The organism is Gelidibacter sp. (assembly GCF_035515035.1).
Classification (GTDB): Bacteria; Bacteroidota; Bacteroidia; order Flavobacteriales; family Flavobacteriaceae; genus Gelidibacter.
Window position 1 is genome coordinate 1 of record NZ_DATJCA010000039.1, and the last position, 13,891, is coordinate 13,891.

Sequence of the window (13,891 nt, forward strand, 5' to 3'; positions counted from 1 at the left end):
GCCAAATTCAGTGGTCTTTTCAAACTTAAGATCGAGTTGTAAACATTCCAGAATAGCATCCAAACACGCGAAGTTAAACTCCATCAATTGTGTGGCTTCTTGATTGAAAAGATGAAGTAAATCATGTTCGTAAAATTCAAAAAACGGCGAGCTACTGTAGGCAGATTGAATCGATTTCCAATGTAGATCTTGCCATTTTTCATTGTTTGATATGTGAATGTCTTTGTAAAGTTGTCTGTTTTTTTGTGAATAGATCACAGGCACGGTCAAAGGAATTTTACCCTGTGCACCATAAATGGTCATTCGGTTTCTATAGGTTTGCTTCTGATAGTTATCACAGACTTCAAAAATCACCTTTTTTGCCTGAACCATGGCAACACATTGCGCAATGCTCGGAAAATAGGTGGGATGAAGTAGAATATCCATGGTAGAAAGCTACTTATTTATTCGCTTTTCTTTTACGCCAGGTATTAAATCCGAAAATAATACCTAAGAGTACAAGGAATGGAATGAAGTAAGAGACCAACTTTCCATTGCCACCCACAGTGGTGAAAAAACGTTCCCAACGCGGACTTTTGCCATCCCAACTCATCCATACCAATACAGGTTTCCCTACAACGTGATCAAAAGGTACAAAGCCCCAAACTCTAGAATCCTGTGAGTTATGGCGGTTATCTCCCATCATCCAATAATAATCCTTTGTAAAGGTGTATTGGTTGGTAATTTGACCATCAATGCTGATTTGATTCCCATTTACAGAGAGGTCACGACCTTCATAAACGCTGATGACGCGTTTGTATAAGGGAAGGTTTTCAGCAGTTAAGGTGATCGTTTTTCCTTTCTCGGGGATATATAAAGGACCGAAATAATCGTTATTCCAATTATAGGCTGGATTCATTGGGAAAATACCAGAATCACGATGGTCTAAAGAATCCTTACGGATTTCTATGGAGGCGATGTTTGGATGGTTTTTTGCTCTTGCTACTGCTTCTTCAGTAGCTGCAGGAATGATCCATGTTTCCATTTCTTGATCATAGCCTAAACCATCGGTCATGTCAAATCGCTTCAAAATTTCATAAACCTGTGCATTTGAAGAAATTTGGCCTTTAAAAGTCACATTGTATGAAAATTGGATGCGGGCCCGATCATTTAGGACATTTTGTTTTCCATTGATGTACACATAGCCATCCTTAATGGAAAGGGTATCGCCTGGTAATCCTACGCTACGCTTTACATAATTGGTTTTTTTATCGATGGGTTTATAGTAGAATTTATCCGTATGGCGCATGTCTAACATAGTGTCCACTGGCCAGTTGAAAACCACAATATCATTGCGTTTTATCTTTTGAAACCCAGGAAGCCTCATATAAGGTAATTCAGGTTTTGAAAGATAGGACTTGACGTTCAGTAATGGGATAGTGTCATGTACCATGGGTGCTGCGACAGTAGTCATTGGAAGCCTCGCCCCATAATGGAACTTGCTCACAAATAGAAAGTCGCCCACCAACAATGTTTTTTCTAAAGAGGACGTAGGAATGGTGAATGGTTGGATAAAATACGTGTGGACGATAGTGGCTGCAACAATAGCGAACAAAATGGAACTGATCCAATCTCCGGCCGCCGATTTTGGATGCAGGCTTCGGTCTTTAACATGAGTCACATCTGCCACATAATTCAGGTAATAGTTATAAAGACCAAAAGTTATCAGTGCTAAAACCGTATCTGTAGTGGTGTTTTTTCCAAAACTTCTAGCAGTTTCTACCCAAACTACAGGAAACATGATCAAATTGACAATAGGAACAAACAGTAAGATAGTCCACCACCAAGGCCGATTGATGATTTTCATTAAAACTACGGCATTATATACCGGAACAAAAGCCTCCCAAGCTTGTCTGCCTGCTTTTATGTATAATTTCCATGTGCCAAGGCCGTGTATGACCTGTATCACGAAAAAGAAAATAAACCATTCTGTAAATGTCATCTGATTGTAGTTATTATAGTGAAAATTAGGGATTTAATGGTTGTGGTTTAAAGCCCGTTCAACAAATATATTGTAAATGATAAATCGTAATTAAAAAATTGTCAATAAGTTAACCAATGTTTAACACATCTTTCATTGAAAAAATGCCTTTTTTTCCCGCAAGCCATTCGGCAGCAATAACGGCACCAAGTGCAAATCCGTCGCGGTTATGGGCGGTATGTTTAATTTCAATGGTATCAACAGAAGACTTATAAACCACTTCATGGGTTCCTGGAACTTTGTCAATGCGTTTGGAATTAATATGTAAGTCATTTAGTTTTGCGGCATCAAGCGTCCAAGAGCCGTATTTTGAATTTTTAAGTATCTCTTCTGCCAAGGTAATAGCCGTACCACTGGGTGCGTCCAGCTTTTCGGTATGGTGCACTTCTTCCATACTAATGTCGTATTCAGGAAGGTTTGCCATGAGTTTTGATAAGATTTTGTTCAACTCAAAAAAGATATTGACGCCTAAGCTAAAATTGGAAGCATAAAGAAAGGTTCCGTTTTTTTCTTTGCACAAGGCGACCACATCATCATAATGGTCCAGCCAACCCGTAGTACCAGAAATAACGGGGATATTATGATTAAAACAATTAGTAATGTTAGCTACAGCGGCTTCAGGTGTGCTAAAATCTATGGCGACATCTATGTTTTCGAGGCTATAATTTTTGGTGTCTTTGTCAACTTTTAAGGAGATGTCATGTCCCCGTTTCAGGGCTATCTGTTCAATGGTTTTTCCCATCTTTCCATAACCTAAAAGACCTATTTTCATGTGTTTATATTTATTTGTTTTTGAACGGACACAGGCACTTCGCCATTAATCATTTACTTGGGTGCTGAAATCCTTTGGATCCTCGTGTCATGACTAAAATTTAAAATTCAAGGTCACTCCCAAATTAGTGGAGTTTTCCTGTTCATTATATTTGAAATGAGGCTTTAACGCCAAATTTTCATCTAAGTTATATTGAAGCAAATGTGCGTCGACGTTGGCATCAATAATATTGAGCGCGTATAACCCAAAAGTAATCAACAGGGACAATTCTTTATTACGTCGTAGCGTGTTCTGCGCCCGTATCAATCCGTCATTCGAAACTCGAGGGGTTGGACCATCGCCGTAAAACTCATCATCAGTATGGCCAGCTAACCTGCTTTTGTAAGCATTACGATAGCGGTCATAGGTTTTATCATTGTCTAAATAGAAATAGATTCCGGTGCCAAGGGCTGCATAAACAATCGGGATTTTCCAATATTTCTTGTTATACGCTTGGCCCAACCCTGGTAGTACGGCCGAGTAAAATGCGGCCCGGGCGGGAGCTAAGATATTCATGGGTTCTCTAACCAAGCTGTCAATCACAACTTCTTTAGGACTTTTGTTGGTAATGTCTTTAGAAATGTCTTTGGGAATGCTATCGGCGGGGGGTTGCGAAAATCCGAAGAAAGAAGCAAAAAATAAAATGAAAAGAAATGTATAAAGGCGGTTATTTGGCACTTTGAACAAGTTTTTTGATACGGTTAAAATCCTCTTCAGAATGGAAAGGAATACTGATGGTTCCTTTTCCGTTCTTACTCACTTTAACGTCAATTTTGTGGCCAAAGTATTCTGAAAATTCTTTTACGCCTTTTTTAACAAAGGATGGTAATTCGGGTTTTTCAGCAACTTTTGATTCGCTTTTATTGTGATAATTCTTAACCAAAGCTTCCGTATCTCTAACGGACAATTTATTGGAAAGTATTTTTTCGTAAATATCCAGTTGTTCGGATTGATCCTCAATATTGATAATGGCACGACCATGGCCCATGGAAATAAAACCGTCGCGCATGCCTGTTTGTATAATTGGGTCCAACTTTAAAAGGCGAAGGTAGTTGGCTATGGTAGAACGTTTTTTTCCCACACGTTCGCTCATTTGTTCTTGTGTCAATTGAATTTCATCAATCAAACGTTGGTAGGACAATGCAATTTCAATAGGGTCTAAATCTTGACGTTGAATATTTTCAACCAAGGCCATTTCTAAGGACTCTTGGTCGTTGGCAATTCTGATATAGGCAGGAATGGTGGACAATCCAATCAGTTTGGAAGCTCTAAAACGGCGTTCTCCAGAAACTAATTGGTACTTGTTAAAATCAAGCTTTCTAACGGTAATAGGTTGGATGACGCCAAGTTCTCTGATGGAAGATGCCAATTCCCGAAGCGTTTCTTCATTAAAATTGGTTCGTGGCTGAAACGGATTAATTTCAATGGCCTCCAATTCCAACTCTACAATATTACCGATAACTTTATCGGCATTTTTATCCTGAACCGATTTGATATCGTTTGCCGGATCTTTTAAAAGTGCTGATAATCCTCTTCCTAAAGCTTGTTTTTGTGTTGCCTTCGCCATTAACCGTTCTTTTTAATAATTTCCTTCGCTAAACTCAAATAGTTGGTAGCGCCTTTACTGCTCACATCATAATTGATGATGCTTTCTCCAAAACTTGGAGCTTCTCCCAAACGAACATTCCGTTGGATAATCGTATCAAAAACCATATCACTAAAATGCTTTTGTACTTCTTCAACAACTTGGTTTGACAAGCGTAAACGTGCATCGTACATGGTCAATAACATGCCTTCAATATCTAAATTGGGGTTATGGATACGTTGCACACTTTTAATGGTATTCAACAATTTACCCAAACCTTCCAACGCGAAATACTCGCATTGTATCGGAATGATGACCGAATCTGCCGCGGTTAGCGCATTTAATGTCAAAAGCCCCAAAGATGGTGCGCAGTCAATTAAAATATAATCGTACTGGTCTTTTAGATGGTGAATTGCTTTTTTGAGCATGTATTCACGCTCTTCCTTATCAACCAATTCAATTTCAATGGCTACCAAATCAATGTGAGCCGGGATGATATCAACATGTGGTGCACTTGTAGGGATGATGCAGTCTTCTGCTTTTGCAGAATGTTCAATGAGTTGATACGAACCAACCTCTACACCTTCTACATCAATGCCTAAACCTGAGGAGGCATTGGCTTGCGGATCGGCATCTATCAATAATACTTTTTTCTCTAAAGCGCCTAAGGAAGCAGCTAAATTTACTGATGTGGTTGTTTTACCAACGCCTCCTTTTTGATTGGCTATTGCAATTATTTTGCCCATTAAATGATCTGATTTTTGTGAGCGTAAAAATACAATTATTTGTGAGTTTAAAAAATCTTACTTGTTAACAAAGCACCATTGGTTTTAAAAGGTCTGCCCTCAAAAACCTAAAAAATTATTGAGCTTTGTTATCAACGCTTTAACAGCGACATCCACCTTAATTACGATTGATACTTTTTAATTTGTAAGTATATCTGCGCTATAAATGCTTTATTAAGGCCGTTTAAGGTTGTAAGATATCCTTAATTTTTACCTTTTTTTGCTCGTATCATTGCTTCCAGCTGATCCCACATGTCTTCAGGAATAGCTTCCAATAAATTAAATTGCCCCGCACCTTTTAGCCATTCACCACCATCAATGGTAATCACTTCGCCGTTGACATAGGCAGAGAAATCAGATACTAAGTAGGCGGCGAGATTTGCCAATTCCTGATGGTCGCCCACACGGTTTAAGGGCACTTTTTTGGCCATATCAAATTTGTCTTTTAAATCGCCAGGTAAAAGCCTATCCCAAGCACCTTTTGTAGGGAATGGCCCGGGTGCAATGGCGTTAAAGCGCATTCCATATTTTGCCCATTCTACAGCTAGACTGCGTGTCATGGCCAAAACACCCGCTTTGGCAGTCGCACTTGGCACCACATAGGCGGAACCTGTCCAGGCATAAGTTGTCACAATATTGAGTACACTAGTATTGGTTTGCTTGGTGTCAATCCAATGTTTTCCAAACGTCAAGGTGCAGTTTTTTGTGCCTTTTAAAACAATATCAATAATTGTGTCAAAAGCGTTGGCAGAAAGACGTTCAGTAGGTGAGATGAAGTTACCGGCCGCATTATTTAGCAAAACATCTACTTTACCGAATTTCTCCACTGCGCCTTTCAACATAGCCTCAACCTCGTCATAATTGCGGACGTCACATTGTAATGGTAAACACGTGCCGTTGGTTTCTTTCTCAAGTTCCTGTGCGGTAGTTTTTAGTCTATCAAGATTACGGGAGGTAATCGCAACATTGGCACCCAATTCTAAAAAATACTTGGACATTGCTTTGCCCAATCCACTACCGCCGCCGGTAACTACTATCGTTTTTCCCTTCAACGCGTCATCTCTGAGCATTTTTTCTGTATAACCCATTATATTTATTTTAATAAGTGAATTTTAAAAATACGGATAATATGTTAAGATTGAACTTTAGAAGAGTCAAATTATTCTTAAAATATAAAAGCTCTCCTCTTGCAGCTTGGAGAGTTTTAAACCATTGCTTTTTAGTGAATGTCATAGATTCTTTACATTGATAAAACCCACATGCGTTTTTTTTATACCTTTAGGCTGAATCAATTATCCATAAAATATGAGAAAAAACACCCAATTATTCAGAATTACATTATCAATGCTGCTCTGCCTTTCGCTATCCCTCTCTGCGAATGCACAAATTAAGAAAATAGCGAGTGTGGAAGGTATTACGGAATACAGTTTGGACAACGGCTTAAAAGTCCTTTTGTTTCCTGACAACTCCGCACAGACCATAACGGTAAACATTACCTATATGGTGGGCTCCCGGCACGAAGGATATGGCGAAAAAGGCATGGCTCACTTACTCGAGCATATGGTTTTTAAAGGCACCCCAAACCACCCCAATATTCCAGAAGAGTTGTCTGCTCGTGGTGCAAGACCAAACGGAACCACTTGGTATGACCGAACCAATTACTTCGAAACTTTTAATGCCACGGATGAAAATCTAGAGTGGGCCTTAGATTTGGAGTCAGACCGAATGGTCAATTCTTTTATTGCTAAAAAAGATTTGGACTCGGAATTTTCAGTAGTGCGCAATGAGTTTGAGAGCGGAGAGAATTCGCCTTCACGGGTATTGATGCAGGAAGTTGCCAGTGCCGCTTACTTATGGCATAACTACGGACAATCTACAATTGGTAACAAGTCTGATATAGAACGTGTTCCTATTGAGAATTTACAAGCTTTTTACAAAAAATACTACCGACCAGATAATGCTGTTTTAATGGTGACTGGAAAATTTGATACCGAAAAAACATTGGCATTGATTGAAAAAAAATTCGGAACTCTTAAAAATCCAGAAATTGAATTAAAGGACATTCCAACAATTGAGCCAGCACAGGATGGCGAAAAGCGAGTGACTTTAAATCGAGTGGGCGATTTGCAAATTGTTTCTGCACTTTATCACGTGCCTGCAGGATCTCATGAAGATGCAGCGGCATTGGCCATTGCTGAACAAGTTTTGACTGATGAGCCATCCGGAAGATTATATAAAGCCTTGGTTGATACTCAAATATCGTCTGGTATTTGGTCTTTCACACCATTTACAAAAGAGCCTTCATTTTTATATATGAATGTCGATGTGCCTTCGGATAAATCCCTATCTGAAGCTGAAACAGTTTTATTGACCACATTAGATAATTTGGCAGATCATCCGATTACTGAAGCCGAATTGAATCGTGCAAAGGCAAACATGTTAAAGCGGATGGATCAAATTTTTAGAAATTCATCTTATTTGGGAACTTATATGAGCGAATTTATCGGGGCAGGAGATTGGAGACTGGCATTTATCTTTAGAGATCGTATTGAAGAAATGACCGTCGACAAAGTCAATGCAGCCATCAAAAAATATTTTATTCCAACAAACAGAACGGTTGGAAATTTTATCCCAACAAAAAATCCGGTACGCGTGGCCATTCCGCATACTGAAAATGTGGACGCTTTAGTCGCCAATTATAAAGGTAGGGAAGCCATGGACGCCGGTGAAGCTTTTGATGTGTCTTATGAAAATATCCAAAATGCCTTGCAATCAGGAAAATTGCCAAACAGCAGTTTTCAATATGGATTGATCAAAAAAGACAATCGTGGTAAAACGGTGAATCTTACCTTCACTTTGCGTACGGGAAATGTAGATCAGTTGATGAATAAAGGTCTCGCTGCCAGGTATACAGCAAGAATGCTGAACAAGGGCACTAAAACAAAATCCAGACAAGATATTGAGGATAAATTGAGTGCTTTAAAATCGTCAGTGTATTTTAATGGTTCCAACGGTCGTGTTACGGCATCTGTCAACAGTACAGAGGAAAATCTTATGGAAACATTGGCCTTGATGTCAGACATGCTGAAAAATCCCGCATTTGATGCCACAGAATTAGAGAAACTAAAAACTCAAGATTTGGCCAACCTTGAAGAAAGTAAATCGGAACCACAATCTGTAGTTTCTCGACAAATTAGTTTATTGAACAACCGTTATAAAAAAGGGCATCCTTTGTATAGTATGACTTTAGACGAAGAAATTGCCGCTATAAAAGCAGTGACTGTGGCAGAGTTAAAAACATATTATAAAGACTTTTATGGCGTCAACGAAAGCGCATCTGTTGTGGCTATTGGTAATATGGATGAAGAAGCGGTCAAGTCCTATTTTGATAAAACTTATGCCGATTTCAAATCAGATAAACCTTATACGGAGATCAGTAACAAGTTTCAAAGCAGCACTGCTGCCAATGAAAAAATTCTCACGCCTGATAAGAAAAACGCGTTCACTTTGGGGGTTTTATCTTTTGAGGGAAGTGCGTATGATGACGATTATGCTGCGCTACAAATAGCAGGTGAGATATTTGGTGGTGGTTTTTTAAATTCCCGTATTGCAGGACGTTTACGACAAAAGGACGGTGTGAGCTATGGTGCTGGCGGTAACGTTGATGTGGTTAATAACAAAAAAGATAAAAATTCGTCGATGTATATTTACGCCATTTATGCGCCAGAAAACGCCGCCAAAGTGCAGCAAGGTTTTAAAGAAGAAATCTCGCGGTATATTGCTGAAGGCATTACTGAAGAAGAACTTAAAAATGCTGTCAATGGGTGGGTGCAAGAGCAGAGTGTATCCCGAGCCAAGGACAACGAATTGGCAAGGACAATCAATGGTAATTTATATTGGGATAGAGATATGACCTTTCAAAAAAATGTGGAAGAACAGGTCAAAAAGCTCAGCGTTGAAGACGTCAACAAAGTCATTAAAAAGTACTTTAAGGATTTCGAAAACTGGACCGTTGTGAACGGTGGCGATTTTGATAATTTTGAAATTAAGCAAGACGGTAAAAAAATAGATTGATATAATTGTAACAATAAGAATGACCTGCTTCAACAGTTTTAACCTTGGGGCAGGTTTTTTTAATGAAACCTCTGTCTGCCAACAGGCAGGCAAAACGCAAAAGCGCAGCGCATGGGATTTTGTTGGTTGGGCTTATGCTTCCATCCAATTTGTATTAGCGAATTAAGTGTTGGTTTCATGCCAGAAAGTTATCTCAACACTTGCTTCGGAATGTTAAAAATACTTTTCCTTTCCGTCCCCTAGAACCTGCCCTCAAGTGTTTATTATTTGTAAAAAACACCTTAACTCTTTCAGATGTTTGATCATTAGTATTTTATGAGGTGTTTCCAGCGGTTGTCCTCCCTGATAAATAACTAAAATTAGATGCTCTAATAACTATTTAAATTTTGTAAATTTGCCTGCGTTTAACAGCGCAACATGACAACTACTACAAAATACATATTCGTCACAGGAGGTGTAACGTCTTCTTTAGGGAAAGGCATTATTGCAGCTTCTTTGGCAAAATTACTTCAGGCTCAAGGTTATAGAACTACGATCCAAAAACTAGATCCTTATATTAACGTCGATCCAGGTACCATGAATCCTTATGAACATGGGGAATGCTACGTTACTGATGATGGTGCGGAAACCGATTTGGATTTGGGACATTATGAGCGTTTCTTGAACGTGCCTACAAGTCAATCCAATAACGTTACCACCGGTCGTATCTATCAAAGTGTTATTCAAAAGGAACGTCGCGGGGAATTTTTGGGTAAAACCGTTCAGGTTATTCCACATATTACCGATGAAATTAAAAACAGAGTTCAACTCCTTGGAAAATCTGGCGATTATGATATTGTCATTACGGAAATAGGAGGAACCGTGGGTGATATTGAGTCCTTACCTTATATTGAGGCGGTGCGTCAATTAAAATGGGATTTGGGAGAGCACAATGCTATTGTCATCCATTTAACCTTAGTGCCCTATCTTTCTGCAGCAGGTGAGTTGAAAACGAAACCTACCCAACACAGTGTGAAAACCTTGATGGAAAGTGGGGTGATGGCAGATATTTTGGTATGCCGTACGGAACATGAATTACCAATGGATTTACGCCGTAAATTGGCGTTGTTTTGCAATGTTCGGGAAGAAGCGGTCATTCAATCTATTGATGCCTCTACAATATATGACGTTCCCAATTTAATGTTGGAACAAGGCTTGGATAAAGTCGTCCTTAAAAAATTGGATCTTCAAAGTGATGTTCCGGATTTAACCCAGTGGAATCAATTTTTAAAGCGATTAAAAAATCCAAAGAGTGAAGTGACCATTGGATTGATTGGGAAATACGTAGAATTACAGGATTCTTATAAATCTATTTTAGAATCATTTATTCATGCAGGTGCGGAAAATGAAGTAAAAGTTAAGGTTGTACCTATCCATTCTGAACATTTAACTATAGAAAATGCGGCAGACGAACTCGCACATTTGGACGGTGTTTTGGTGGCTCCAGGATTTGGAGAGCGCGGCGTGGACGGAAAGATTGAAGCGGTAAGGTATGTCAGGGAAAACAATATTCCGTTTTTGGGAATTTGTTTGGGCATGCAAATGGCTGTTATAGAATATGCCCGAAATGTTTTGGGATTGAAAAACGCGAACTCTACTGAAATGAATCCACATACGTCTGATCCTGTTATTGATTTAATGGCATCGCAGAAACATGTCACAGACAAGGGCGGAACTATGCGACTTGGAGCTTGGGCTTGTGAGTTGGAAGAAGGTAGTATTGCTCACGAGGTCTATCAAACGAAAGAAATTTTAGAGCGTCACCGTCACCGTTATGAATTTAATAACGCATATAAAAAGCAAATTGAAGCTGGTGGAATGAAAGCTACTGGTCTCAACCCAGAGACCGGTTTGGTGGAAATTATTGAAATTCCGTCGCATAATTGGTTTGTAGGCGTTCAATTTCATCCCGAATATAAAAGTACTGTAGCTAATCCACATCCGTTATTTGTGGCCTTTGTAAAAGCTGCAGTAAATTTTAAAAAAGATAAAAACCGTGTCAGTATGACACAAAATTAAAATTGGTTGCATTTTTGTGTTAGCCAATCTTATCAAGAACTGAATTAATTACCAACTTAACAAAGACCCTAAACGTTATTAGAACATTTCAGGTCTGAACATCATCATAAATGGAAGAAAAAAAATTTGATCTCAATTCTATTATAGGATTCGTTCTTATTTTCGGAATATTATTGTTCATGCTATGGCAGAACCAACCAACTCCTGAAGAAGTTGCAGCACAAGAACAAGCAAAACAGGCTGAAATAGAAGCGGAGAAAAAAGCAACAGTTAAAAAAGACACTTTCGTTTCCACTGCAGATGATTATACCAACAAAACGGCTTTAGATTCCATAAAACTTGAAGCGTTAAAAAACAAATTGGGCGCTTTTGCCTATGCGTCTACATTGCCATCGGCTACAGACCACGAAACTTTGGTGGAGACCGACTTATTAGAATTAAAATTCAGCAATAAGGGCGGTTATTTATCAGAGGTAAGACTTAAGGAGTTTGTCTCTCATGATTCAATGCCTATCTATATTATTAAAGATAACAATGCACTTTTTAATATTTCATTCTCTACTACGGATAACCGAAATTTAAACACCAAAGATCTTTATTTTGAACCGACCGTAACCAAAAGCGGTGAGAATACTGTGGTTTCCATGAAGCTTAAAGTTTCAGAAAGCAAGTTCTTGGAATACCGTTATGAGCTGAAACCAGACGATTATATGTTTGCTTTCAATGTGCGTTCGCAAGGGTTAAATGAGGTCATCAATAGTTCACAAGAAGTTAATCTCGACTGGAACATTAAAACGTATCGTTATGCTAAAAGTGTTTCTTATGAAAACAGATATACCGAGCTTGTTTTTGAATATGGAGGAGGTAAAGACGATTATTTAGGTCAGGGTGAATCTACAGACGATACTGCCAAAGACGTGACATGGGTTGCCAACAAACAGCATTTTTTCACGTCCATTCTATTAGCCGATCAACCTTTCAAAACTGGGTACTTTACGTCCAGAAACTTAGTTCAGGATGAGGATATAGATACCATCTTCACTAAGGCATTCAGCAGTAAATTGCCTTTGGCACTTGAAGGTGGGGAGATTAATAAGAGCATGGATTTATACTACGGTCCAAGTGATTATAAAATCTTGAATGGCTATAAGAGAAATTTGGATGAAATTCTGCCATTAGGTTGGGGTATTTTCGGATGGATCAACCGTTATTTGTTTATTCCATTGTTTGCCTTTTTAGGGTCTTATATGTCTCACGGAATTGCTATTGTTGTGATGACCATTTTGATCAAAATATGCTTGTCATTTGTACAGTACAAGCAATTTTTATCTCAGGCAAAACTTAAGATCATTAAGCCAGAATTGGATGCTATTCGCGAGAAATATAAAGATAATAAGCTTAAAATTCAACAAGAAACTATGGCATTGCAGTCTAAAGCAGGTGCCAGTCCACTGAGTGGTTGTTTGCCGGCATTGATTCAATTGCCCGTTTTCTATGCCTTGTTTCAATTCTTCCCATCGGCATTTGATATCCGCCAAAAGAGTTTCCTTTGGGCCGATGACTTATCTTCATATGACACCATTTTGGATTTACCTTTCAAAATTCCGTTTTATGGTGATCACGTGAGCTTGTTTCCAATCTTGGCATCCATTGCAATTTTCTTCTATATGAAAATGACCACAGGACAACAAATGGCGTCACAACCAACCCAGGAAGGAATGCCTGATATGGCTAAAATGATGAAGTATATGATTTACTTCTCTCCTATAATGATGTTGTTCTTCTTTAATAACTATGCATCAGGATTGAGTTTGTATTATTTCATTTCGAATTTAATTAGTATTGGTATCATGTTGGTCATCAAGAACTTTATTTTGGATGAAGACAAGATCCATGCACAAATTCAGGTAAATAAGGCAAAACCTAAAAAAGAAAGCAAGTTCCAAAAGAAGATGAAAGAAATGATGGAACAAGCTGAAGAGCAAAAAAGAAAAGGAAAACGTTAACCTGTTTCCATTCCAAATAAAAAATGCCTCTGAAATTTTCAGAGGCATTTTTGTTATTAATCAACATATCCATTGAGGAGTTATAAAAACTCCGACTATTGACCCATTTGTGGCAGTACTACTTTATCAATAGCGTGAACCACACCGTTAGAAGCTTGGATATCTACCAATGTAGGAATGATATTGCTCACGCGTCCGTTAGGATCAGTAATGGTAAGCGCAGCTGCATTTATAGTAACATCACCTCCTAAGGTTCCAACAACCCCCGATGGAATTTTATCGGAAGTTATATTTCCATTGACAACATGATATTTTAGAACCATTTCAACGGTTGCTTTATCCAAATCGCCCAATTTGGTATTGCCTGAAGGATCTAGTTCTTTCAATAAAGAAGCAAAGGCATCATTTGTTGGGGCAAATACTGTAAATGGACCGTTTCCTGTTAAGGTAGGAATTAGGCTTGGTGAAGGGTTTTGAGAATCGGCAGATTGTAGGGCAGCCACCAAACTTGACAAACCTGGATTTGACATTGCAAAATCTACGACGGTTGGC

At 38.7% G+C, this 13,891-nt stretch carries 11 protein-coding genes; 3 read left to right on the top strand and 8 right to left on the bottom strand.

Translation table 11 applies throughout. From position 1 onward, the window contains the following. From VLZ86_RS02920 to VLZ86_RS02950, 7 genes are all read right to left on the bottom strand, one after another. Positions 1–426, bottom strand: a 426-nt coding sequence (locus VLZ86_RS02920; protein ID WP_325448546.1) for a WbqC family protein, incomplete at its 3' end; no start/stop codon positions are given. Positions 427–439: 13 nt separating this feature from the next. Next, positions 440–1,981 (bottom strand): signal peptidase I, encoded by a 1,542-nt coding sequence (gene lepB / locus VLZ86_RS02925; protein ID WP_325448548.1) that lies wholly within the window; start codon positions 1,979–1,981, stop codon positions 440–442. A gap of 109 nt (positions 1,982–2,090) precedes the next feature. Continuing rightward, positions 2,091–2,792 carry a 4-hydroxy-tetrahydrodipicolinate reductase gene (gene dapB / locus VLZ86_RS02930; RefSeq protein WP_325448550.1) on the bottom strand — a complete coding sequence of 234 codons (702 nt, stop codon included), beginning with the start codon at positions 2,790–2,792 and terminating at the stop codon, positions 2,091–2,093. Positions 2,793–2,885: 93 nt separating this feature from the next. Then, complete coding sequence (locus VLZ86_RS02935) at positions 2,886–3,509, bottom strand: DUF5683 domain-containing protein (RefSeq protein WP_414652536.1); 624 nt, start codon at positions 3,507–3,509, stop codon at positions 2,886–2,888. Beyond that, entirely contained in the window at positions 3,499–4,398 is a 900-nt protein-coding gene (locus VLZ86_RS02940; protein WP_325448552.1) for a ParB/RepB/Spo0J family partition protein, read from the bottom strand. Before VLZ86_RS02940 ends, VLZ86_RS02935 begins: the two co-directional genes overlap by 11 nt. Then, complete coding sequence (locus VLZ86_RS02945) at positions 4,398–5,162, bottom strand: AAA family ATPase (protein ID WP_325448554.1); 765 nt, start codon at positions 5,160–5,162, stop codon at positions 4,398–4,400. The genes VLZ86_RS02940 and VLZ86_RS02945 overlap by 1 nt, the downstream gene beginning before the upstream one ends. Before the next feature lie 242 nt (positions 5,163–5,404). Further along, the gene (locus VLZ86_RS02950; RefSeq protein WP_325448556.1) at positions 5,405–6,289 is read right to left on the bottom strand and encodes an SDR family oxidoreductase; all 885 of its coding nucleotides are present in this window, start codon (positions 6,287–6,289) and stop codon (positions 5,405–5,407) included. Positions 6,290–6,506: 217 nt separating this feature from the next. Here VLZ86_RS02950 and VLZ86_RS02955 point away from each other — a divergent pair, with 217 nt between their 5' ends. From VLZ86_RS02955 to yidC, 3 genes are all read left to right on the top strand, one after another. Further along, on the top strand, positions 6,507–9,275 hold the full coding sequence (locus VLZ86_RS02955) for a pitrilysin family protein (protein WP_325448558.1): 2,769 nt from the start codon (positions 6,507–6,509) through the stop codon (positions 9,273–9,275). 417 nt (positions 9,276–9,692) lie between these two features. After that, positions 9,693–11,333 (top strand): CTP synthase, encoded by a 1,641-nt coding sequence (locus tag VLZ86_RS02960; RefSeq protein WP_325448560.1) that lies wholly within the window; start codon positions 9,693–9,695, stop codon positions 11,331–11,333. A 110-nt stretch (positions 11,334–11,443) separates the two neighbouring features. Further along, complete coding sequence (gene yidC / locus VLZ86_RS02965) at positions 11,444–13,339, top strand: membrane protein insertase YidC (protein ID WP_325448562.1); 1,896 nt, start codon at positions 11,444–11,446, stop codon at positions 13,337–13,339. Positions 13,340–13,434: 95 nt separating this feature from the next. On the opposite strand, the gene VLZ86_RS02970 is transcribed toward yidC, so the two are convergent. Further along, positions 13,435–13,891 (bottom strand): fasciclin domain-containing protein (locus VLZ86_RS02970; RefSeq protein ID WP_325448564.1); only part of this gene is annotated, 457 nt, incomplete at its 5' end.

Bases quoted from the DNA above. Each gene is read 5' to 3' on its own strand.
- yidC (WP_325448562.1), top strand. From the start codon at position 11,444: ATGGAAGAAAAAAAATTTGATCTCAATTCTATTATAGGATTCGTTCTT.
- VLZ86_RS02945 (WP_325448554.1), bottom strand. From the start codon at position 5,162: ATGGGCAAAATAATTGCAATAGCCAATCAAAAAGGAGGCGTTGGTAAA.
- VLZ86_RS02940 (WP_325448552.1), bottom strand. From the start codon at position 4,398: ATGGCGAAGGCAACACAAAAACAAGCTTTAGGAAGAGGATTATCAGCA.
- VLZ86_RS02950 (WP_325448556.1), bottom strand. From the start codon at position 6,289: ATGGGTTATACAGAAAAAATGCTCAGAGATGACGCGTTGAAGGGAAAA.
- VLZ86_RS02960 (WP_325448560.1), top strand. From the start codon at position 9,693: ATGACAACTACTACAAAATACATATTCGTCACAGGAGGTGTAACGTCT.
- VLZ86_RS02955 (WP_325448558.1), top strand. From the start codon at position 6,507: ATGAGAAAAAACACCCAATTATTCAGAATTACATTATCAATGCTGCTC.
- lepB (WP_325448548.1), bottom strand. From the start codon at position 1,981: ATGACATTTACAGAATGGTTTATTTTCTTTTTCGTGATACAGGTCATA.
- dapB (WP_325448550.1), bottom strand. From the start codon at position 2,792: ATGAAAATAGGTCTTTTAGGTTATGGAAAGATGGGAAAAACCATTGAA.